General features: G+C 43.7%; 19 protein-coding genes. 5 read left to right on the forward strand and 14 right to left on the reverse strand.

Annotation, left to right across the window (positions count from 1 at the left end; all coding sequences use genetic code 11):
* Positions 1 to 7: 7 nt before the first annotated feature.
* Positions 8 to 2,560, reverse strand: coding sequence for a DUF2339 domain-containing protein (locus NSQ58_RS03815; protein WP_071558049.1), 2,553 nt, complete (start codon positions 2,558 to 2,560; stop codon positions 8 to 10).
* 870 nt (positions 2,561 to 3,430) lie between these two features.
* Here NSQ58_RS03815 and NSQ58_RS03820 point away from each other — a divergent pair.
* Complete coding sequence (locus NSQ58_RS03820) at positions 3,431 to 3,649, forward strand: hypothetical protein (RefSeq protein ID WP_053326394.1); 219 nt, start codon at positions 3,431 to 3,433, stop codon at positions 3,647 to 3,649.
* 38 nt (positions 3,650 to 3,687) lie between these two features.
* On the opposite strand, the gene NSQ58_RS03825 is transcribed toward NSQ58_RS03820, so the two are convergent.
* Both NSQ58_RS03825 and NSQ58_RS03830 read right to left on the reverse strand, forming a co-directional pair.
* Complete coding sequence (locus NSQ58_RS03825; RefSeq protein ID WP_053326395.1) at positions 3,688 to 4,419, reverse strand: hypothetical protein; 732 nt, start codon at positions 4,417 to 4,419, stop codon at positions 3,688 to 3,690.
* 524 nt (positions 4,420 to 4,943) lie between these two features.
* The gene (locus tag NSQ58_RS03830) at positions 4,944 to 5,195 is read right to left on the reverse strand and encodes an aspartyl-phosphate phosphatase Spo0E family protein (protein ID WP_053326396.1); all 252 of its coding nucleotides are present in this window, start codon (positions 5,193 to 5,195) and stop codon (positions 4,944 to 4,946) included.
* A gap of 818 nt (positions 5,196 to 6,013) precedes the next feature.
* Between NSQ58_RS03830 and serS the strand changes: the two genes are divergently transcribed.
* The gene (gene serS / locus NSQ58_RS03835; protein ID WP_069081046.1) at positions 6,014 to 7,303 is read left to right on the forward strand and encodes a serine--tRNA ligase; all 1,290 of its coding nucleotides are present in this window, start codon (positions 6,014 to 6,016) and stop codon (positions 7,301 to 7,303) included.
* A gap of 113 nt (positions 7,304 to 7,416) precedes the next feature.
* On the opposite strand, the gene hmpA is transcribed toward serS, so the two are convergent.
* Entirely contained in the window at positions 7,417 to 8,646 is a 1,230-nt protein-coding gene (gene hmpA, locus NSQ58_RS03840; RefSeq protein ID WP_279833288.1) for an NO-inducible flavohemoprotein, read from the reverse strand.
* Positions 8,647 to 9,048: 402 nt separating this feature from the next.
* Between hmpA and NSQ58_RS03845 the strand changes: the two genes are divergently transcribed.
* Positions 9,049 to 10,590 (forward strand): family 43 glycosylhydrolase, encoded by a 1,542-nt coding sequence (locus NSQ58_RS03845; protein WP_340857430.1) that lies wholly within the window; start codon positions 9,049 to 9,051, stop codon positions 10,588 to 10,590.
* Between the two features lie 172 nt (positions 10,591 to 10,762).
* Here NSQ58_RS03845 and NSQ58_RS03850 read toward each other — a convergent pair whose 3' ends face one another.
* Positions 10,763 to 12,712, reverse strand: coding sequence for an oxidoreductase (locus NSQ58_RS03850; RefSeq protein ID WP_341056929.1), 1,950 nt, complete (start codon positions 12,710 to 12,712; stop codon positions 10,763 to 10,765).
* Between the two features lie 36 nt (positions 12,713 to 12,748).
* Positions 12,749 to 14,020: an L-lactate MFS transporter gene (locus NSQ58_RS03855; RefSeq protein ID WP_023990960.1), complete on the reverse strand. Its 1,272-nt coding sequence runs from the start codon at positions 14,018 to 14,020 to the stop codon at positions 12,749 to 12,751.
* A 212-nt stretch (positions 14,021 to 14,232) separates the two neighbouring features.
* Between NSQ58_RS03855 and NSQ58_RS03860 the strand changes: the two genes are divergently transcribed.
* Positions 14,233 to 14,769, forward strand: coding sequence for a PadR family transcriptional regulator (locus NSQ58_RS03860; protein WP_028540865.1), 537 nt, complete (start codon positions 14,233 to 14,235; stop codon positions 14,767 to 14,769).
* 95 nt (positions 14,770 to 14,864) lie between these two features.
* Here NSQ58_RS03860 and NSQ58_RS03865 read toward each other — a convergent pair whose 3' ends face one another.
* The 5 genes from NSQ58_RS03865 to NSQ58_RS03885 all read right to left on the reverse strand — a co-directional run bounded on the left by NSQ58_RS03865 (position 14,865) and on the right by NSQ58_RS03885 (position 19,316).
* On the reverse strand, positions 14,865 to 15,575 hold the full coding sequence (locus NSQ58_RS03865) for a GntR family transcriptional regulator (protein ID WP_023990962.1): 711 nt from the start codon (positions 15,573 to 15,575) through the stop codon (positions 14,865 to 14,867).
* A 202-nt stretch (positions 15,576 to 15,777) separates the two neighbouring features.
* Positions 15,778 to 17,187: a glycoside hydrolase family 1 protein gene (locus NSQ58_RS03870; RefSeq protein ID WP_254348595.1), complete on the reverse strand. Its 1,410-nt coding sequence runs from the start codon at positions 17,185 to 17,187 to the stop codon at positions 15,778 to 15,780.
* Positions 17,188 to 17,260: 73 nt separating this feature from the next.
* Positions 17,261 to 18,589 (reverse strand): PTS cellobiose transporter subunit IIC, encoded by a 1,329-nt coding sequence (celB, locus tag NSQ58_RS03875; protein ID WP_023990964.1) that lies wholly within the window; start codon positions 18,587 to 18,589, stop codon positions 17,261 to 17,263.
* Between the two features lie 84 nt (positions 18,590 to 18,673).
* Positions 18,674 to 19,006 (reverse strand): PTS lactose/cellobiose transporter subunit IIA, encoded by a 333-nt coding sequence (locus tag NSQ58_RS03880; protein WP_013312602.1) that lies wholly within the window; start codon positions 19,004 to 19,006, stop codon positions 18,674 to 18,676.
* Complete coding sequence (locus tag NSQ58_RS03885) at positions 18,999 to 19,316, reverse strand: PTS sugar transporter subunit IIB (RefSeq protein ID WP_013312603.1); 318 nt, start codon at positions 19,314 to 19,316, stop codon at positions 18,999 to 19,001. Before NSQ58_RS03885 ends, NSQ58_RS03880 begins: the two co-directional genes overlap by 8 nt.
* A 510-nt stretch (positions 19,317 to 19,826) precedes the next feature.
* Between NSQ58_RS03885 and NSQ58_RS03890 the strand changes: the two genes are divergently transcribed.
* Positions 19,827 to 20,942 carry a WG repeat-containing protein gene (locus NSQ58_RS03890; protein WP_341056930.1) on the forward strand — a complete coding sequence of 372 codons (1,116 nt, stop codon included), beginning with the start codon at positions 19,827 to 19,829 and terminating at the stop codon, positions 20,940 to 20,942.
* Between the two features lie 73 nt (positions 20,943 to 21,015).
* Here the strand turns inward: NSQ58_RS03890 and NSQ58_RS03895 are convergent, their stop codons facing one another.
* From NSQ58_RS03895 to NSQ58_RS03905, 3 genes are all read right to left on the reverse strand, one after another.
* On the reverse strand, positions 21,016 to 21,453 hold the full coding sequence (locus NSQ58_RS03895) for a hypothetical protein (RefSeq protein WP_023990966.1): 438 nt from the start codon (positions 21,451 to 21,453) through the stop codon (positions 21,016 to 21,018).
* Positions 21,454 to 21,614: 161 nt separating this feature from the next.
* Positions 21,615 to 21,764, reverse strand: a complete 150-nt coding sequence (locus NSQ58_RS03900) for a hypothetical protein (RefSeq protein ID WP_179085434.1) — start codon at positions 21,762 to 21,764, stop codon at positions 21,615 to 21,617.
* 9 nt (positions 21,765 to 21,773) lie between these two features.
* On the reverse strand, positions 21,774 to 22,340 hold the full coding sequence (locus NSQ58_RS03905; RefSeq protein WP_028540868.1) for a hypothetical protein: 567 nt from the start codon (positions 22,338 to 22,340) through the stop codon (positions 21,774 to 21,776).
* Positions 22,341 to 22,345: the final 5 nt, after the last annotated feature.

Below are 22,345 nucleotides of genomic sequence, written 5' to 3' on the forward strand. Positions count from 1 at the left end.
CAGAAAACTACATATTTTCTTCAACATCCTTCTTTATTATGGTCTCTCCCATGCGATTAGATACTTTTTGATAAATATACGAAATCGCCAACAGTACAACACCAAAAGAGAAGTAGGCTACAATCGTGCTCCCCGTCGTTAACAGGTGCAGATCATACAACAACAGCTTACCTGTCGACAGCAAGGTCAAGCCCAATCCAAATCTGCGAATGTAGACCACTCGCTTGAGGAAGCCGTATACAATATACAAAATGGCCAGCAGCAAATACACCAGACTGAACACAAGACCAGCATCCCCCAGGCGGAACTGAACTCCGAGAAAGGCGGTTATGATACCCAGCAAATATACACCCATAATGACCGGATACAACTCATTGCTTCTATAATGTCGGGTCATCAGTGCGTTCAGAAAATCCCTGCTGCTGAAGAATACCAGCACATTAAAGGCTGCGAGTACCACTAACGCCACATAATCAGCAGCCGTATTTTGTGCATAATTTTCATGCAAGGTTGGAACCGTTACGGTGATCACCAGTGCCAGCGCGTAGCCTATGACGTACAACGCCAAGCTGTAGTATTTAATCACCCGATCATACAGCAACCTCACCTTAGGCAGGAAATAAGCCAACACCAGCGATACGCAGGTGTACAACAACACTTTGTACAAGGTGTAATGAGCAAACTCGTCGGATAAGACGATGTTATACCAATGCCCGGCTTCATACAAAAGGTAGAAATACACGTTCACCAAAGCTACATATTTAAATCCTTGCATGATATGCATTTCGTACAAACGATTGTTTTTGAAAGCATTCGGACGGCTAAATTCACTCGCATAGAAGACGGTAACGATTAACATTCCCAGTGTAATGAGCGTATATTTGAGTCCAAAATAGTCTGTTTCAAATCCTGACAACAGATATATAGGGAAATCGACGAAAAAGAATGCGCCCAGACACAGTAATAAAATGCCCCAGCCAGCTCGTTCCAATTCCTTCAACCGGTAACGGTGCCCATATAATGTAAGAAGAACCGCTTCGATCAACCAGCCCATGGATAACCATCTAACTCCAAACTGGAACGGCACCATAAGGATGGCAAAGGTCAACGAAGTCGCATAAAATAATATTTTGGTTTGTTTCTCCTCTGGAATATATCGACGGACCCATTGTCCCAGACCCCCGTACACCAAGCAAAAGACGAGAGCCAGCAAGCCTTTATAATCATCCAGGCCTGCATCGCCGAACAAAGAATACAGAACGGAACAGCTCACGACTGTATTCAGAGCCAAAAGGGAGAAATCCAGCCATGACAGTTTTGATTTTAAACGGAACGGCACCCACAGCGTCATCCCGAGGTACATCGCAAATGTAATGACTGCATACAGCATGCTCGCTACGGCACTTTCCGATAACCACGCCAGCACAATCATCAAGGGCGTATTAAGTAAAAAGCTGATATATTGCACGACGACCCACCGTTTGCGGAAGGATACAAGCAGAATCAGCAAGTTTAACAGGAACAAATAGCCCATGGCGATATACACGGCGTTCCCTTCCAGTCCGTTCGCTGCCATATAGGAAAAGAGCGGGAGATATCCCCCTACTAAACCAAAAGAGCATATCGTTCGGGATTCATACCTTAATGACAGGAGCACAGCGGTCACCGTAACGAGTACGGATAAGCCTATGCCTGTATACATTCCTATGATTTCTAACAAAAAGTAGCTGTAAAAAATCGATCCGTACAACACAGAAATACCGCCGCCCAAAATACCGAGCGCAAAGGTCTGCTTCTGCTTGCGGTACAGCCACTCCCCGCCGCCCAGCATCAACGCTCCTAGCAGAAAGAAGGCCACGCCCTTCATATTTCCTGTAAACCAGTTCGAGTATGAGTATTTAAAAGCGGCTCCCACACCCAATATAATGAGCAAAATCCCCAGCTTGTTGATCCAGTTCAAGCCTAGCTTCATTTCAAACTGATTTTGCTTCATGCGCTTCTGCATCGTTTCCTCGCTGATCTCTTCTTCTCCGAACTGCTGGAACTCGCTTGCCGTCTGCTGAAGCAATTGGCGCTCGGCCTCCTGAAACCGCTCGCGTTGTTCCATGATCCGGTCACGAATCTCCTCTGAGAACAGTCGTAATCTGGCGACGATCTCGTCCTGATCTTCTTTAAGCTCATGCGTAGTCTGCTGAATAAGCTGGTCCACCCGGTTTTTAGCCCCATATTCAAAGGATGTCAGCCGATTTTTCCCTTCTGCGGTTCTGGAAGCAAAATAGGTCTCCAGCTTTTCACGCGAAATGCGGATCATATTCGCCTTTTCACTCAGCATTTGCTCCGTCAGCGCAGTGCGCAGCTTTCCATTTTCCTGCTCAATATGTCGTACTCGCTCTTCCAAGTGAATGCAGCGAGCCTGATAATCCTCGAACTTTTTTCGCAGAACCTCATTCTCCAGAATGATATCTGAGGCTTCATAGTCCGCGATTAATGTTTGATACTCCTTGAGCAGCTTGTTCTGTTCTTGGCGGATCGTATGTAAACGATCTTTAAAATCCTCCATGTTCTCCTCCATCGCTGTCCATTTTGGTAATCATTACATTTTACATGAAATTAAAAAGGCATTATAGAGACTATAGCCCATTTTGGACGTTAAATTGGGGCTTTTACTTATATATTCTTCCAGTTTCATGTTCGCAGATGAAGTAGAATGGATATACATATGAAATAAAGCCTACCTTTCCCCTTCGCAAACATGAAATCCAAATTGAAAGGAGATATACATGTATTCAATAAGTGGCACTATAGCTTTGATAGCAAGCATGTCTATGTTTTGGCTTTTATACTATTTAAGAGTCACCCATTCCTCAGGGTTTAATGATGCTTTTTACTTATTTCCACTTATCTTAATCTTTCTTTGTATTTATTTTTATTGGAAGGATCATGATGAAAAAAGTAAGTCATAAAAAGAAATAAAGTAGAGTGTATAGTTCAGATTTATCTAAGCGTTCTAGATTTCCACAAAAAAAGGAAGAACTCCGTAGGATTCTTCCTTACACAAAATTAATACTTTTTCATGAAAGTCGTCACAGACTTTAGGGCTTTCTGCATGTCACTTAAAATTAGCTTTCTTATTTTTTGTAATGAGTGTAAATTTTAACGATTGTTATTCTTCCTTAACATAAGTACGTCATATGCAATAATTACTTTGGTTTTATCTGTAGCCTCCGGAACATTGTAAACCACTTCATTTTGACTGAAGTTTTTTTACAAATTCATCCTTCGTTTTGATTCTGTCAGGATGACTGAGAGGGGTAAAAGAAGTGATGACTATTGATAATCTCCAAAAGTTGATGTGCGCAACCTTTTGGATTATAATAATCATGTTTATATTTTTTGGATTTATTACATAAAATTATAAAGGATGATGACAATGAATAGGGCTGCGACAGGAACAATATTCTGTTTTATATCTGCTATATTGTATTCTTCTTATTATCTTTGTGCAGCAATTACAGGAGCCGGGCAGTTAAATCCTTTTTATGCTCCGTTTGGTTCTTTAAAAGTTTTTGCCGTAATGGCTTTGATTATTGGAGTAGCTTACTTAATTATAAGTGAATATGGATATTTGAAAAAAAAGAAGAAGGCCTAGGCCTTCTTCTTTTACATTATAACTTAATAATTTAAGTACTAGAGCCTTCTTTCTACTACTGTGACTACACCTTGTACTTTACCACCCGCAAGTTTAACAGGTGATTTAATGGTAACATTTTTGATACGCTCTAATACCGTGCCCACATAATTATAACCAACCAGGTCCCCTCTAACTACTTTATAAATAGGGGTGAATTGTAGTTTCGCTTGATATCCAGGCTGAACAGTTAGAGAACTATTATAAAGATGGGTTTCAGTAGTCGACCAGCCACCTCCTAGAACTTGAGTTACTGCGTCATTCCATTTAGCGGAAATGGTCATATTCGCACTCCACGAAAAACTTTTTGACCAACCTACCATTTGCGTTAATGTGGTAGTTTTACTTGAATTTTTAATATAGTCAGTTATATCGGTTTTCTGATCTACTTGTAATTGTTGAGGATAATATGCGGATTGAATTAATTTACGCTTAAAAACAAAGTCAAGACCAGTATCAGCCATTGGACTAATCCTATTTCCGCTATCATAAACTTGAGCTGTGACTGTCTGTGGCTGTTCTTGAGAAAGGAGCTTTTGATACTCATTTAACGAGATTTCTTCCAAACCACTCTCTGTAGTTATGTAGGCTTTAACTACTTCGGGCTGTGAAGTAGCTGACTCACTAACAGCAATATTAGAATTAGTTACCTCAGCATTTGCAACAGATACAACGGGAACAGAAAATAGAGCTAATGATAGAGCAAACAATGCAATACTTTTCTTTTTCAAATAAATACCTCCAATAATATTATTTTATAGAAACTTTTTTTTGCATAGAAACTTACAAAAAAAAGCGACTAACAACGCTAATAAATATGTGAGTATGTAATGTTATGTAATCGAGCAAAAAGTAGAGTGGAGAAATTTGCATGTGAAATCATATCACCAAAAATATTGAATTATTATTATAATTTTTAATCAAAGGAAATATTTATAATAATAATTGTATCACAAAACTTCTATTTTCCTACCATAAAATTCAATAATCCCCTATAAATGAATCCCCTCTCCTAGATAGCTAACCTTCCAAAGCTTTTAACAAGATTGAATTGCCATTTCCTTTAGGTCAAAGGATAGATTTTAATGGTCATTGGTTGGTTTTTGAAATTAATATATGTATCAATTCTTACCTATACCTCAAAACTTATTACTTTTTAATGTATTTTTATTTTAAAAAATCCATTATATAGAATGATTTATTAATTAGTTGAGAGGAGGAATAGTTTTGCATAAGTCGAATCTATTTCATTTATTTAAACGGAACTAGGCATAAGACAAGAAAAACAATATAGCTGATGTGGCTCTGAAAGCATGAAGATGTTTAGTTGTATCATTTGGGTCAGCTTCTTGGTCTGAAACATACGGTTGTACTGATTTATCAGTTCATCCAAAAACATAGACTGCTCAAGCACACAGGCATATCCGAAATTATATTGTTCGTACAGATCATGCAATCGTTGCCGGGCATCTTCCAACTGTTGATTTAGCGTTTCATCTGTATTCATATCACATCCACTCCTAATTAATCTCATTTTAGGTTGGGATATGGAAATATTAATTGCTATTTTTGCAATCAAAAATCAGCATAATATAACAAAAAAGACCAGCGTTTAGGCTGGTCAGTGGTAATGAAATTAGAACCTGAATCAAGCTGTACCAGTGTGTTCTTGCAGTTTGGCTTTGCCAAGAGTTGAGTCTTTAGCCTGAACCGGTAGTACCAATACCAGTAAAAAGCTAGTAGTTACCAAGAGCAAAGCCATCTTTTTGATCGATTTCTTTCCACACTTTTTGAAGTTTTCTTCCTGTTTCAAGGACAGCATTATCGTGCACAATTCGTTAGTCGCACTCCTGCTCCAATGGTTAAGAAACCTGCGCACAAAGGAAAGAGAGTAAACCAATCATCACAAAAATTAATCCAACGCCTAAGAGAACTTCTGCATGAGCATCCCCGTGCCAATCAGGGCGAATATGCACAATGGCTTGGCGTGGCACAAGGCCGTATATCGCAGCTTAATAAGTTATTGTAGCTTGATTACCCTGCCAAAAATCCGTATACTAACAAAAAAGCAAACGATATTATGCCTGTGAAGAGCATCCAACTCGGAGGCGTTTACGCCAAGGACCATACGTTAGCGTAGGATATGGCGATATGTACCTAAGTAAACCGGACCCGCCCGTTACAGCGGAGCAAAGTGGATTGGAGAGTTATGACATCTGTCATGCTGTCTGGTCAATTTGGGTGGCACCGCGAGATCAAAGCGCTCCTCGTCCCATGTGGATGAGGGCGCTTTTTGTATTTTTATCCGAAAAGGAGTGCGGTGTCATGTTGGATATCAAATGGATCAGAGAGCATCAAGAACAGGTTCAGACAGCAGCAGACGGCAAAGGAATACAGGTATCGGTCGCAGAGCTGTTGACCCTGGATGATCGGAGAAAACAGCTACTTCAGGAAGTGGAACAGCTTCGGCAGAAGCGTAATCAATGTAGTCAGGATATTGGCGCGCTAATCCATGCCGGCCAGAGTGAACAGGCAGAAGTGGCAAAGCGGCAGGTCAAAGAAATTAACGGACGACTAGATCTTCTGGAAGCCCCGCAACAGGAAGTAGAGGAACAGTTTCAACAACTCTTGCTTCTGATGCCTAATATCGTATCGCCAGATACGCCATGGGGGAGATCGGATGAGGATAATGTTGAACTGGAGCAGGTCGGGCCGGTTCCGAACTTCGGATTTGAACCAAAGGATCATATGACGCTCGGTGAGCTTCATAAGCTAATCGACGTCCCTCGGGGTGTCAAAACAGCCGGTACCCGTAACTACTATCTGACGGGAGCAGGGGTTGCATTGCATCGAGCTGTGCAGCAGCTTGCGGTGGATCTGCTGACTGAACGCGGATTCCAGTTGCTGGATGTTCCGCTGATGGTACGTGCAGAGGCCATGCGCAGCACTGGTTTCTTCCCGCTCGGACTGGATCAGACGTACCGCATCACAGGAGAGGATCAGTGGCTTGTAGGCACTTCGGAAGTGCCGCTGGTCTCGTATTACAGCGGTGAGATCGTGGATGTTACGGACCCGATTCGGCTGGCAGCCGTGTCCGTATGCTTCCGCAATGAGGTCGGCTCGGCCGGAAGGGATGTGCACGGACTGTATCGTGTGCACCAGTTTGCCAAGGTTGAGCAGGTCGTCATCTGCGAAGCCAGCCTGGACGCTTCGGAACAGATGTTTCAGGAGATTACGCGCAATGCGGAAGACCTGCTTCAACTGCTGGAGCTGCCCTACCGTAAGATGGCTGTCTGTACAGGCGACATGGCGCAAAAAACCTACAAGCAGGTGGACATTGAGACATGGATGCCCAGCCGCCAGGCTTACGGCGAGACACATTCGTCGTCCCAGCTGCTTGATTTCCAGGCGCGCCGTTCCAACATCCGGTACCGCAATGCGGACGGCAAGCTGAAATATTGTTACACGCTCAATAACACAGCGGTCGCTTCGCCCCGGATTCTGATCCCGTTGCTGGAGCATCACCAGCAAGAGGACGGTTCGATCCGTATTCCGGAGGCTTTACGCCCATATATGCCGCAAGGTATGGAATTTTTGCGTACTCCCTTGTTATGAAAACAGGAGCGCACTTTGAAAAGTAGTACCCAATGAGCAGGATTTCCCATTGTAATCATCGCAAAAAAAGACGAAGGACAACTATCCTTCGTCTTTTTTGATGTTTCATTGTGTCATTGTGCTTCTGCTTCCCATGCGCTAGCAGGACCAAAGAATTCATAGTGGATATCCGAAGCAGGGATATTCCACTCCTTCAACAGGCCGTATACCGATTGCATGAATCCCTCAGGGCCGCAAAAGTAATATTGTGCGTTACGTTCCGGTATCACGGATTGTAACCAGGCCAGATCCAAACGGCCTTCCTTGTGAAAAGCCTGTGCCAGCCGATCCTGCTCCGTTGGTCTGCTGTAACACCAGCGAACTGCAGCCTGTGCATGTGTGGCGACCAGCTTTTCTACCTCATTACGCAGAGCATGGTTATCCCCGTTGACTGCTGCGTGGACAAAGGTGATAGGCCGATGCGGAGCAGATTTCACCAAGGAAGCCAGCATACTGACCATCGGGGTTAGCCCGACCCCGCCGCTGATCAGCACGACAGGTCTGCGATCTGCCCGATCCAGCGTAAAATCACCCGCCGGTGCAGATACCTGAAGCACATCGCCCTCTTGCACCTGCTCATGCAGATACACGGATACTTTACCTGCCGGACGGGACTCTACAGCATCCTCTCGCTTTACAGATATTCGGTAGTGAGGTTGGCCCGGTGCATCCGAAAGACTGTATTGACGAATGTGGGTATTATGTTCTCCCGGGATTTCCATCTTTAAGCTGATATATTGTCCGGGCTCGAATTCAGGCAACACCTGTCCATCCTGCGGCACCAGATAAAAGGACGTAATTTGGTCGCTTTCCTTAACCTTTTTCTGCACAACAAAGCTCTTAAAGTCTGACCAGCCTCCCTGCTGCTGTCCAGCCTCCTTGTACATTTCAGCTTCCACGTCTATAAATACATTAGCGATCACACCATAGGCCTCGGCCCATGCGGCAATGATCTCGTCTGTAGCCGCATCTCCCAGTACATCCTTGATCGCAGCGAGCAGATATTTTCCGACGATAGGGTAATGCTCGGGTTTAATTCCCAAACTGCGATGCTTATGTGCAATCTGGCGTACCACCGGAAGAATTTCCTCCAGACGGTCAATGTGCTGTGCAGCCGCGTATACAGCATTGGCCAGCGCTCCCTGTTGACGTCCTTGTTTCTGATTCGCGTGATTGAATATATTGAGAAGCTCGGGATGGGCCTCAAACATCATCTGGTAAAAACGCTTGGTGATTGTAGTTCCGTGTACCTCCAAAACAGGTACAGTCGATTTGATCGTTGCAATGGTTTGCTCACTTAGCATCTTTGTATCCCTCTTCTCTCCAAAATAAGATAACAAAGGGTATTTCAATATATGTCCCATTTGTAACCCTCAATTTAAAGCAAGTATACCCACATAAAGTAACCGTTTATGTGATTCCAGTCACTTTAAATTTAAAATAATGTGAACGTGTCAATGACAAAACGCACAATTACAAACGCTTCCCACATAACTGACGAGCTTTCCCCAAAGTTTCAAATATCTATATACCTATTTTGTATGCAGTGATCAGATTTGTCCTTTCTCGTAACAACAGTTTCACCATGCTAAAGACTTCAATTTATTCCACTTGTAAACGCTTCCAATTAGGGTAAAATCGAAAATGAGGTGCCGGACAAGCCATTCCGACCCATCCTATCCGTGTTAAAGGAGGCAGATGATATCGTGAAGTGGATCAACAGCAGCAAATGGTTAGCCGCATGGATTTGTATCCTATTCGCAGTGGCCAGTGCGGGTCTTCAACCCGATACAGCACACGCCAATACAACAGGCGTTACGCAAGCAACCTACGGGACCGAGGTGAACCAAGCGCTGAATGGTTTGGACGTCGCCAATGCTGAACTATCCCTGAGCGCAACAGCAAGCACAGCCATTACGAACGGAGCGGATTGGAAAGACACCGCAGGTAACCCGATTCAGGCGAACAGCGGTAATATTCTAAAAGTAGGTTCTACTTATTATTGGTACGGCGAGCACGCCGAAAACTGGAAATTTGAAAAAGTGAACGTATATACCTCAACCGATTTGAAAAATTGGTCCTTCCGCAGCAGTATTCTCACCAAAGATTCCGCCCCTGAGCTGAATTCGAGCAAAATCGAGCGTCCCAAAGTTATCTACAACAAAACCACCGGAAAATATGTACTATGGGCGCACTATGAAAATGGCACGGACTACTCACTAGGTCGTGTAGCCGTCGCTACCAGCGATACACCCGACGGAAATTTTGCCTACCAAGGCAGCTTCCGCCCACTGAATTACGAGTCTCGTGATATGACGGTGTTCACGGATACGGACGGTAGCGGCTACCTTATTACAGCTTCCCGTAAAAATGGCGGCGCCAATGATACGATGGCGATCTTCAAGCTGACAGCCGATTATACAGGTGTGCAGGCGTTCGTTGGCTGGATTTTTGAAAATGGCTATCGCGAAGCTCCTGCTGTTGTGAAAAAGAACAATATCTACTACCTGTTCACCTCTCAGGCATCTGGCTGGTATCCGAATCAGGGCGCTTACGCAACCGCCAGTTCCATGACTGGAAGCTGGTCTGCTCTGTCGCCCTTCGGTGATCCGGCGGCTTACGGCTCGCAAATCCATTCCATCGCCACGATTACAGGTAGCGCAGGAACCAGCTACATCTATATGGGCGATCGCTGGAATCCGCTCAATCTGAGCGACCACAAATTCATCTGGTTGCCACTAACTCTGAATGACTCCAACAAAACAGCAACCCTGAACTGGTACAGTAGCTGGGATCTGGATGCTGCGACAGGCACAGTAATCCTGCCGTCCCTTGTGAATCACGCACAGGGCAAAACAGCGACTGCTAGCTCAGCCGCATCCAGTTCTCCAGCTTCACTGGCGAACGACGGCAACGCCCAAACCTCGTGGAAGGCTGCCTCCGCATCCTGGCCCGCTTGGTGGCAGGTCGATTTAGGCAGTACCAAGACCATCAGCGAAGTGGATATTTCATGGTTTATGTACAAAGGATCTGAAGCGTATTACAAATATAAAATTGAATACAGCATGGATGGAGTTAACTACTCCACGATTGATCGTACAGGTAATACCACGTATGGTTTTACCAGTGACAAAGTCAATTTTCAAGCTCGCTACGTGCGAATCAACCTTGTAAATGCAGTGCTATTCAATAACCCGAACAACTGGTATACCCCGACGGTGCATGAAGTAAGATTGCTTGGCAATTAACTTTCACACTTGGAATATTGCCTTAATCCTTAAAAAAATATCGCACAGCTCTTGCGCAATGTTGTACCCATTTGCAGGAGCTGTGCAATTTGTGTTGAACCGCTATGTTCGAGTACCTCTCTTAGACTCCTGAAGTGTCCCATGCCGGGCAATGATAGTGAGTCGCAGATAATCAGATATCAAGCGCTGCATGATATCCTTGATATATTGCAGTCGTGATAGTAGATGCCTTAACGCAATCTCCGATTTGTGCAACATAAGGTGCACAATCAATTAACTCATCTACTACGTTTCTTCTTGGACGTTGTCCAAGCGCACAAATGACTGAAGTACCTGGAACAAAATGTTCTTCACCATTTTGATCAGCGCAAGCAACACCTTCTTGTGTAACACTCAGCCCTTTAAATCCTAAATGAACCTGAATGTTATTCTTTTCGATTTCTTTTAGCATAATCGGACGATGTCTAATATTAGCATCCGGAGCCAGCTCCGTTCTCATCTCTACCAGATGAACCGTCTTACCTTCCTGGGCAAGGTGAATTGCTGCTTCACAGCCTGCCAGACCGCCTCCCAATACGACTACGCTATCGCTGACCCTATCCTTCTCCAGATAGTAGTTATTAACAATGACTACGTTATCACCATTCAATCCAGGAATTGGAGGAACAATTGCTGTGGAACCAGCTGCGATAATTAACGCATCAGCATTTTCTTTCTCTGCATACTCTTTAGTAACAGGTGTATTCAAACGGATCTCAACGCCAGCGTCTTTAGCCAGCTTTCCGAGAGTAACACCTAATTCATACATCTCATATTTAAAAGGAATCGCCTGCTCTCCCCTCAAAATACCGCCTATCTCGTCAGCCTTCTCACATAGAATAACTTTATGTCCGCGTTTGGCTGCAGTAAGAGCTGCATAAAGCCCGCCTGGGCCTCCACCGGCTACTAAAACCTTGCGTGGATTAGGGGAAGGGTAAATTTCTGTTCCATCCATCTCACGACCAATTAATGGGTTAACTGTACAGCGTCTTGTGGATGTTTCTGCACGTTCTGCCATACAGGTGAAGCATCTCAGACATTTAATAATGTCCTCGTCGCGGTTGCTCATCACCTTTCTTGGAAGCTCTGGATCAGCAAGCAGTGCGCGAGCCATTTCAACAACATCCGCCTGACCGCTGGCAATGATTTCTTCCATTTGTGCCGGGTCATTTAATCCGCCGACCGTTGCAACCGGAACACTTACATGCTTCTTAATCTCTGCTGCAAGATAAACATTACTTCCATGAGGCAAGAACATCGAAGGGTGTGTGATACCAAATCCTGTCTGATAGGTTCCTGCAGATACATGAAGCAAGTCGACTCTTGATTCGATTAATTTAGCAATTTCTATACCTTCTGTCAGACCATAGCCGCCTTCAAATAACTCTGAGCCACTCATTCTAAACTCGATTGGGAAGCCAGAACCCACAGCTTTACGAACACAGTCAAGAACCTCCTGTGCAAAACGCACCCTGTTTTCCAAAGATCCGCCATACTTGTCTGTTCTGCGGTTGAAATAAGGAGAAAAAAACTGATTAATTAACCATCCATGTCCGCCATGAACCATAATCATTTCGTAACCTGCTCTCTTGGCCAGTCCAGCACATCTACCATAAGCTGCTACAATGTCAGCAATTAGTTCTTGCGTAAGTTCCTTTACTTCTCTGCCGTCTGGACGTACTCCTGGACTGGGTCCCCACTGAGCAAGTCCTTGTTTCTTATTTTTGTCAGTCAGATAAGTTCCTGCATACTGTCCAGAATGAGACAATTCCACACTGGCAATTGCCCCGTGACGGCGAATAGCGTCTGCAGTATAGGTAAAACTAGCAAGAGAATCTACTGTCCCCAGATCCAGATGGTACATATGGGAAGCTTCCGTCTCAGGATGAACCACGACTTCGCTGACCGTAACTGACGCAGCACCGCCTTTTGCTCTTAATTCATAAAAAGCTGTAGATTTCGGTCCAATAGTGCAGTCAGCTGTAATATCTGTACCTCCCATAGGAGAGCCAAACATTCTATTTCTGAAAGTCACATTTCCAATTGTAATTGGTTTACATAGATTGGGATATTTTCTTTGCATGATCTCATGCTCCTTATCTGTATTTATTGCTATGGGTTAATTGATAGCTTTCTGATTCATATCCACAGCCATCTTCTGATTTTTTCGGGTAGTGAACTTATATACAAATGTTAGAACAAGTCCGGTTATGCCAAGTACGGCCGCAATGACAAAGGCTCTCTGATAGCTACTGTCTGTGCTGTAAACATGACTCATAATCGATGGGCCAAAGTATCCTGCTGTTGCAAATCCAATAAACATAATTCCATAATTCACACTATTATTTCTCACACCAAACTGATCGGCAGTAAATCCAGGAAATACCCCCATCAGTGCACCAAAACATAAACCAATAACTGAAATACCAATATAGAATGTCAACACACTACCTTCGCCTGAAAAATAAAGCAATGTGAGCCCTATGACCGAAAAGACAGAAGAAAAAGCCAGGGTATTGATTCGACCGATTTTGTCCGAAATATAGCCTGCAACGATTCGTCCGCCCGTGTTAAACAATGCCAATACGGAAACAACTGTCGTAGCGGCTGCCGCAGACATACCAATCATTTTCTGAGCTATAGGAGAAGCTTGTGATGTACACATGAGTCCGGCAAAAGCACCACACATTAATAACAAGATCATGATATAAAACAGAGGGCTTGAGAGCATGCCTTTCCAGTCTTTGTCGTTCTGAATAGAACGGCCAACATTTACAGTCTTGGGTGTCCATCCTGCAGGAACAAAGTCAGATGGACATTTCTCAATGAAGAAAGAAGCAGCACATACAATAATAAGAAATGCTATACCGATGATAATGAATGCTGATGTCACACCAGACCTACTGATTAAACTATTGGCAATAGGAGGTATAATAACTGAGCTTATTCCATAAGCAGCCGTTGTTATACCGCCAACTAATCCTCTTTTGTCAGGGAAAAACTTAATAGAGTTGCTAATTGTGCATCCGTAAACCATTCCCGTTCCTAGGCCGAGTACGATACCGTAAGCCAATACCAGGTAACCTACAGATGTTGCAAATCCTGATAAAATCATACCGCCTCCAAATAGCAAGCCCCCTACAAAGATCACTTTCTTGGGCCCGAATCGATCATTAATCCAGCCACCTGAAATCATCGTGATAGGACCTACCGAATTTGTAATCGTAAATGCAATAGCCAAATTCCCCGGTGTTAAACTAAGTCCTGTGACGCTGCTCAAATATTCTGCCATTGGGGCAGAAAATACACTCCACGCGTAAATTGATCCAATACACAGATTAATAAAACAGCTTGCAATCAGAATAATCCATCTCTTTTTTGTAAGTTCCACTGAGATCTTCTTCTCCCTCGTCGTTGTATTGTGAAATCATTCACATATTTCGAAATAATATTAACACGTGCTTTGCAATATATCAACAGGAACATGTATGTAGTTATATGTTTTATTAAATATGTTTTCAATAATATATCAATCTTATTGTGGACTCGCTAAATATGTTATACTTAACCAATAAACGACGAAAATGTTAGGAAGAGTGCCTTATGAGAACTTTAAAATATGCCATTCTGGGCTTGTTAAATAAAGAACCTATGACTGGTTATGATATAGGTAAAGAATTCAGTAAAGATTTAGGCGAATTTTGGACTGCAAAGCATAGTCAGATCTATCCAGAATTAAAAAAACTGCTTAATGAGGGACTTATCGTCTACGAGATCCAAATTAGCGGAGAAATTTTAGAAAAAAAATTGTATTCGATTACGGAGAATGGCAAAGAAGATTTTTTACAATGGCTAAAAAAAGCAGAGCCTATTGAACCCACTCCCAAAGATGTGTTTAGGCTGAGAATGTATTTTTCTAATCATCTGGATATAACAACCCGATTATATTTGTTGGAACATCAGCTGCTTCAACATCAAGATAGGCTGGAACATTTACGCAAAAATAAAGAACGTTATGAAACTATTCCTCCTCTTGATAGTGATAATTTTGGCGATTATCTTGTATTAGATGGTGCTATTTTACGCGAAACTATAACCATACAATGGATAGAAAGTTTTATTGCTTATTGTAAAAAATAAAGCATCTCATTTTCCCTTAAACTTATTGTAAACACAAAAAAGCACAAGGATTCGAGAATATGTAGCTCGAACCCTTATGCTTATTTTTTTACTAATCAACGCATTCGATTCACTGTGGTAAACACAAATTTATCGTACCGATGCCGCGAGAACGAGTATTCAAATGGTATACCTGTATCCAGATAACCCACCTGCTCAATTTCCAAGATTGGATCATCCGCTGCGCAGTCCAAATGCTCACGATCCAGTTCCGTTGACTTGGATGCCCGGATGGTACGGTGTGAACCGACAATATTAAGTCCCAGCTCCTCCTTAATATGTTTGTACACCGAGCCGTACAGCACCTCCTCTGTAATACCGCTGATCAGCTTCGTGGGCATGTATGTGCGCTCGATAACGTAGGGCTCACCCTCCACGACACGCAGACGGATCACATGATATACAGGAGAATTTGCATCAATAAATAGATGGGTCGCTACCTCTTCGGATGGAAATTGAACGTCAAAGGCGACGATTTTATTTTTGATCTCTTTCCCGCGCAGTACGTTGGTTAACCCCAGCATTTCATTTACGACAACGTTAACAGGGCCATTGTGAACTGATTTGACGATAAAGGTTCCGTGTCCTCTTTTACGATTCAGCAACCCATCCATCACCAATGTGTCCAATGCCCGCTTAATCGTCATCCGACTTACACGAAACTCTTTTGCCAGTGAGATCTCATCGGGAATCGGATCATCACTGCTATAGGTCTTATTCATAATCCGCTCTTTGACCTCTTGTGCAATCCGCTCGTATTTGTTCATCTGTCTACCACCTGTACTAAAAATTGTTTTATGTCAGCATTTTACCAAAACATCGGTAGCGCTGGTTCTTTTTGTTCTGCAGGCGGGACGTTAAGGTATTACGGTATAAGTAAGTATACCGAACATTATACTTTCTCACCAGCGACGTACAGCACAGTTCTTTGACGATGATGAAGAAAAAAAGGCGGTCCAGAGGACCACCTTAGAATCCGTTATTCTCGATCACCTGTTTGAACCAGTGCCCACTCTGTTTAACGGATCTCTTGCCACCGTCCTGAAGATCGACAGACACAAAACCATAGCGATTCTTATAAGCATTCGTCCAGGACCAATTGTCCATAAACGTCCATAGGTGATAGCCCTTCACATTGGAGCCTTCTGAGATCGCTCGTTGGACCCATTTGAGATGCTCACGGATAAAATCAATGCGATAGTCATCGCGGATCATGCCCTGTTCATCTCTGAACTTTTCTTCACCTTGAACGCCCATTCCGTTTTCCGAAATGAAGCATTCAATGTTTCCATAATTTTCTCTGACATTGGTCAGAATGTCGTAAATGCCTTTCTCATAAATCTCCCAGCCCCGCATTTCATTCATCTTGCGACCAGGCATGACGTAATAATCGAAGAAACGTTCCGGCACAAAAGGCGCATCCGGGTTCGGCAGACTTTCGCGAGCCTTAACTCTGCGTGGCTGATAATAGTTAATCCCCAGCAGGTCCACAGTGCCCTGGCGTATGATCTCCCGATCTCCGTCTTCCATGCTTGGTACATATCCCTCTTGGCGTAACAGCTCCACGAGCAAAGGATTGAATTCTCCCGTCACAGATGGGTCTAAAAAGGAACGGTTAAAGAACGCATCGCATATTTCAGCAGCCTGCACGTCTGCCGGATGCTGACTACGCGGATAAGTTGGCGTCAGGTTCAAAATAATTCCGATTTTGCCCTTATAACCGCCTTCTCTGTAAGCCTTAATAGCACTGGCGCTCGATAACAGGGTATGATATCCCACCTGTACGGCTTTACCGAAATCCACTTCATTCGGATAGTGGAAATCGTATAGATAGCCGCCTTCCACCGGGACAATCGGCTCGTTATGTGTAAACCATTTGGCTACACGATCCCCGAATAGCTCAAAGCAAGTGTTAGCATAATCCACGTAAGCCTCGACCGTCTCCCGGTTCACCCAGCCTCCACTTTCCTGTAAAGCCATCGGCAAATCAAAATGATACAAGTTCACAAACGGCTCAATACCCGCCTGATGCAACTCTTCAATGACGGCATTATAGAATTGAACCGCCTGCTGGTTTATTGCACCTTTCCCTGCCGGAAACAGACGCGACCAGGAAATAGAGAACCGGAAAGAGTTGTGACCAAGCTCTTTCATGAGTGCAATATCTTCTTTGTAACGGGTATAGAAACGGGACGTTTCGCCAGGTCCAACCCCGTCATAAAAACGGTTCGGCTCCTGCTCAAACCAATAATCCCAAATGTTCGGTCCTTTGCCGTCTCCCTCCACGGTTCCTTCTGTTTGGGTAGCCGAAGCCGATGAGCCCCACCAGAAGTCGGATGGAAAACGGTATTGAATGGTTTGCTGCTCTGTATCTTTCATTTCGGTATGATTCACAGCTCTACTCCTCTCTCTTTTGCAATGAATAAGCTGCTAATCTAGCAGCTTATCCACATTACATTCCAACAGTTTGATCCTTACCAGCAATGGCTGCTTGGCTAAGCTCCTCTTCCTGCTCTTTACGAACGTTCATCCGGTCAATAATTTTCAGGAACGGGAACCAGATGACAAAGACGACAGCCATATTAAACAACTGCAGCACGCCACCCATCAGGGAGCCCGTAGCCATCATTCCACTAAAGAACAACGGCATCGTCCAAGGAACCTGTATTCCGTTTGGCGGCGGCACAATCCCAGTGGTCATGGCAAAGTAAGTAATCAGCGTAACGATCATTGGAGAAATAACCCATGGAACAAAAATAAGCGGATTCATCACAATCGGCAGACCGAATATGACGGGTTCGTTGACATTAAACAGACCCGGTCCAAGGGCCAGCTTACTGACCTGCTTCAATTGCTTACTCTTCAGGAAGATCAGAATCGAAAGCACGACAGCCAGTGTCATACCTGTACCACCGATACCTACGGTGTAAATATCCACAAACTGCTTGGTGATGATATGCGGCAGTTCTGCTCCTTTGGAGTACGCTTCATAGTTTTCAAGTGCCAGCGTATTCCAGATTGGGTCCATAACCGAGTTAATAATAATTTGACCATGAAGCCCAAAGAACCATAAAAGCTGAACAAAGAAAATAGCAATCAATGTAGGTATAATGCCACTGCCCAAATGCACCAGAGGTGCCTGTACAGCATGATAAATCAGATCATGCAGGTTATTATGAAGGGTCAGTGTAACTACAACATTAATGATCAAAAATATGCCCAATGTAATACATGCCGGAAGCAAAGCGGCAAATGATTTGGCAACTGCCGGCGGAACGCCTGGAGGCATTTTAATGACAAAATTTCGTTGCGTCACCTTTCGGTATATCTCTGCCGCAATAAAAGCGACGATCATACCAAGGAACATGCCTTTGGCACCAATCCGATCAACCGGAATGACACCAGCAATCGTGGCACCGCTTTCTTGTGTCAACACAAACGGGGTGAGCATCAAGAAACTAGCCAACGCAATCATGCCGCCAAATATGGGCTCGACCTTATAACTTCGAGATAGGTAATACCCAATCCCGACGATTACAAATAAGGTCATGATATTCAGTGTGGCATTAGGCGCAATGTTCAGCAGACTGCTAAAAGTCGCATAATTGCCGTCGCCCATCCACCCTTTTAGAAACGGCAGATTGATAATAACGACGATAATGGAGCCAAAAACCGTTAATGGAAATGACAGCATAAATGCATCACGCAGTACAGTAAGATAGCGGTTGTTGTTCAGTTTACCGGCAATAGGTATCAGTATCCGGCTTAATTTTTCAAACAAAGCCTATTCCTCCCCGCGAAGTGACTTGCATCAATAGGGTTGCAAGCTTTTCATGTCCCAAATTTCTCAAACTTACATGTTCCGTTATAAATTTCTGGATTTGAACAGCTCCAGCAATTCTAGAACCAGATCCTTCATGGTAACCGTGGACATCAGATGATCCTCGGCATGCATCAGAAGGAGCGAGAAAGGAGTTTGGGTACCTCCCGCTTCCTTCTTAACCATTTGAAAATGGATATCATGCGCAGCACGTAAATCCTGCTTGGCTTGTTTGAGCAGTTCGTCCGCCCCTTCTACATTCTCATTTCGATATTCGGTCAGCGCCTGAATTACTTTACTGCGAGCGCTTCCACTATGAAGAATAAGTTGGAAACTAATTTGCTCTTCCGTCAGTTCAGCTATATTGACTTTATCCATTTTTGCGTTCCACCAGCTTCACTGCTTGCTCATAGGCTTTCTTACCGTCAACCATCCCGTATGCCATCATGTCAATCACTTCTACATGAATACCATATTGGGCTGCTTCCTTTTCCAGCTGTCCTTTAAGAAAACTCATTTGCGGGCCAATCAATACTGCGTCAGCCTTAGCCATATCTTCTGCCGCCTGATCTTGACCTACTGCCCAAATTTCAGCCTCGTCTCCAATGGACTTAGCATAATCCTGCATCTTAGTAACCAGCAAACTTGTAGACATACCTGAGCTGCACGCCAGCAAAATTTTCTTCATGATTGTTCCTTCCCTTCAAGGTCTGATTGGATGTTAAGTACTAGAAAACGTTTACAGCGTAATTATAAATCCAGTCTTTTGATTTGTCTATACATTTAATTTATATGTATAGACTTTTTTTAAAATGACACTGTTTCTTCACTTTTTTTCTTGAAAATGAACGTGATCTCTTATCTTTAATCTCTCAATAGTAATCGATTTTCACTATAAGAGGTTCTGCCAAATGATATGTTATTCGATTCTGTAAAATGCTAACATGAGCTTACGGAGTAACTTGATAGCCCCTCCGTAGCCAAAGAATAGCTGGGGTGAGAAGAGATGAGTAGAGATGAGAATAGCAAGTGTCATACTTGGAAGCAGGGCTTTCTCATGTGCTGAAAATTAGAAAAATTTAGAATATCAAGAAACATTCCTACATTTTTATCGTCTATATTATGGAAGACCTTACGTATGAGGGTAAGATTTTTCGAAGCCTGAAGTTAAAAAGTCAACTCACAAAGGAGCTTATGCATGTTAAAAAAGTTAGGATTAGCTGCATTAATTCTGGTTACTAGCCTCTCCGTTATTGGAACAGGCTGGGCCGCATCCAGCACAACAACCATTGAAGTTTCTAAAACTGCTCTGGATTACAACGTTGCTCGCCCGCTGAGCGATGGTGCTTTTCATGATGGCTTATTAGCCGCTGAAACATCTGCTGGAAACCTCGTGTATTACAATTCCAAAGGAGAGAAAGCTTTCTCACTTCCCGCCGAGCTTAAACCCATTGGTGATTTTCATGAGCAGCGAGCCGTAGTCAAAAATACAAAAACCAATCTCTATGGATACATTAACACCAAAGGGGCACTGGTCATCCCTTGCCAATATACCGAAGCCAATTTCTTTTCTGAAGGAAAAGCAAAGGTAACCATAGCAGACACCAAAGAAAATGCAATTATAGATCGAACGGGAAAAATCCTTTCTCATTTTAAAGAAAATGTGGAGTCAGAATATGTATTTACAGACGGTCTGGCCCTCGCCTACGCCCCTAACACTGGTAAGATCGGTTTTGTGAATGCCTCTGGTCAACTAGCGATTCCTTATAAATACAAATACAGTCGTGGTTTCTCGAATGGCTTGGCTATTGTTCAGAATAGCAAAGGGTTATACGGATATATCAATACAGTAGGGAAAGAAGTCATTCCTCCTCAATATAAATCTGGCGGAGACTTTTCGGAAGGATTGGCCCCGGTGCAAAATACCAAGGGGAAATGGGGATTCATCAATAAACAGGGAAAAGTCGTGATTCCCTTTAAATTTACAGATGCCCAGGATTTTAGTGAAGGCCTGGCGAGTGTGAAAAATGCAAAAAACGAAGTCGGATTTATTAATAAAAGTGGAGCACTGGTCATTAAATATCAACAAAAATATGATGTTACTACTCCGTTCAAAGAAGGCCTTGCTTTAGTCGGTAAACAAACACAATCATCCGTCTCAGACGGCAAATTCGGTTACATCAATCGTCAGGGGCAACTGCTGACTAAACTTGAGTACAGAGTGGAATCCTCCTCCTTCTCCAATGGCTATGCTGTTGCTTTTAGCAAGCCAGGCAAAGCGTTCATTGTATCTAAACATTCCGTTTCAAAATAAAAAAGACGACCCCGGAGACAGATCGAGTGGATCTGCTTCCGGGGTCATTAGATTTCCAATACCTTGAATATAATTAGTCGTGTGTGTAGAATTTCACTCCAGGCAGATCTGCTGCCACCCACGAGTAGTTAATGGTATTACTGTTATAATTTTTGGTTCCCGCCTGAGCAACCTGTACCTCTTTCAAAATCGTAATCGATGAACCCTTCGGTCTGACAACGACTACATGACCATGCCCATCCGCTTTTTTGATCCCGATGGTAGGATACCCTAGATTTGCTCTTTTTTGAGCATCCTGAAAGGTTACAGAGTCCCAGCCCGGCGCCTTTTTATTCAGTAAAGCATCAGCCATTTGATTGGCTAAGCCACTTGGCAGGGAAGCCGACATCGCAGACATCACATCTTGTGCAAAAATATTACACTTCGTTCCACCTACTGGCGAATACTTTTTGTTCGTTTCTACCTTAAAACCGTCAATTACAGACGCGTAAGTACTTGCACTTCTAGCCATTGAAATTCCCCCTGAATATAAGCTGTAGAGGAAATGACGGAGTCGCTTGAACATCTGAATGGCTCCACATTCATTGATGTTGGCCTCAATTCCCTCTCAACTATTAGGGTGATTTCCGGCTTACTTTAACAACGTAATACTACAAAAAATTAACTTCATTCTCACAACTGAAGGCTTTCTTCACTGATTACGGTTGGAACGATAAGCTCAGGAGGAGTCGTAGGCTTAGCTTGTGTTAAATAGTCTGCTGCCCCCATCATCAGAGCGATGCCGATAAATAGCACGACCCAATTACGATTCTTTTTCATCATCTGTACCTCTCATTCTTCACTGCGCCCGTTCAGCCACTTGAACCAATGGAGCAGATGACTGAATCGGTATTCATGCTGCAAAGCATACGTCCATACTTCAGGCTCTTCACCAGGCTCCTTCCAGACGAGCATGGAAAAGTGACCCTCTTCCTCGCTCGCAACCGACAGCAGCGAAAGACGATCATCCCCGAATCGGTATGGAGCCGATTCCACCCAGTAATTCCGCATATCGCTGATCCAGCTGCGGAACTGCTCTGTACCTGCGATCCGCAGCACTTCATCTGGCAGGAGCAGATGCTCGTCGATGTCCTTCCAATCCCCCGCATATCGGTACCGCGCTGCCAACATTGGACTGAGCGGTCGGGTTTTGCCGGGGGCCAACGTAGGCATACAGGCGACGGGAACGACCGGACCAATACTCTGGATAGCATAAGACTGGCATTCCTCCTCACTCATTCCGTAGGACATAGCCTCCGCGAGAAAATGGTTTCGTCTTACCCCAAACTGATGCTGATACTGTGACATCTCATCCTGTAGCTCCAATACCATACCCTGTACTGCATCTATTCCGATCATTCCCA

Origin of the sequence: Paenibacillus sp. FSL M7-0134 (assembly GCF_038007865.1) — a bacterium.
Taxonomy (GTDB): domain Bacteria; phylum Bacillota; class Bacilli; order Paenibacillales; family Paenibacillaceae; genus Paenibacillus; species Paenibacillus polymyxa_B.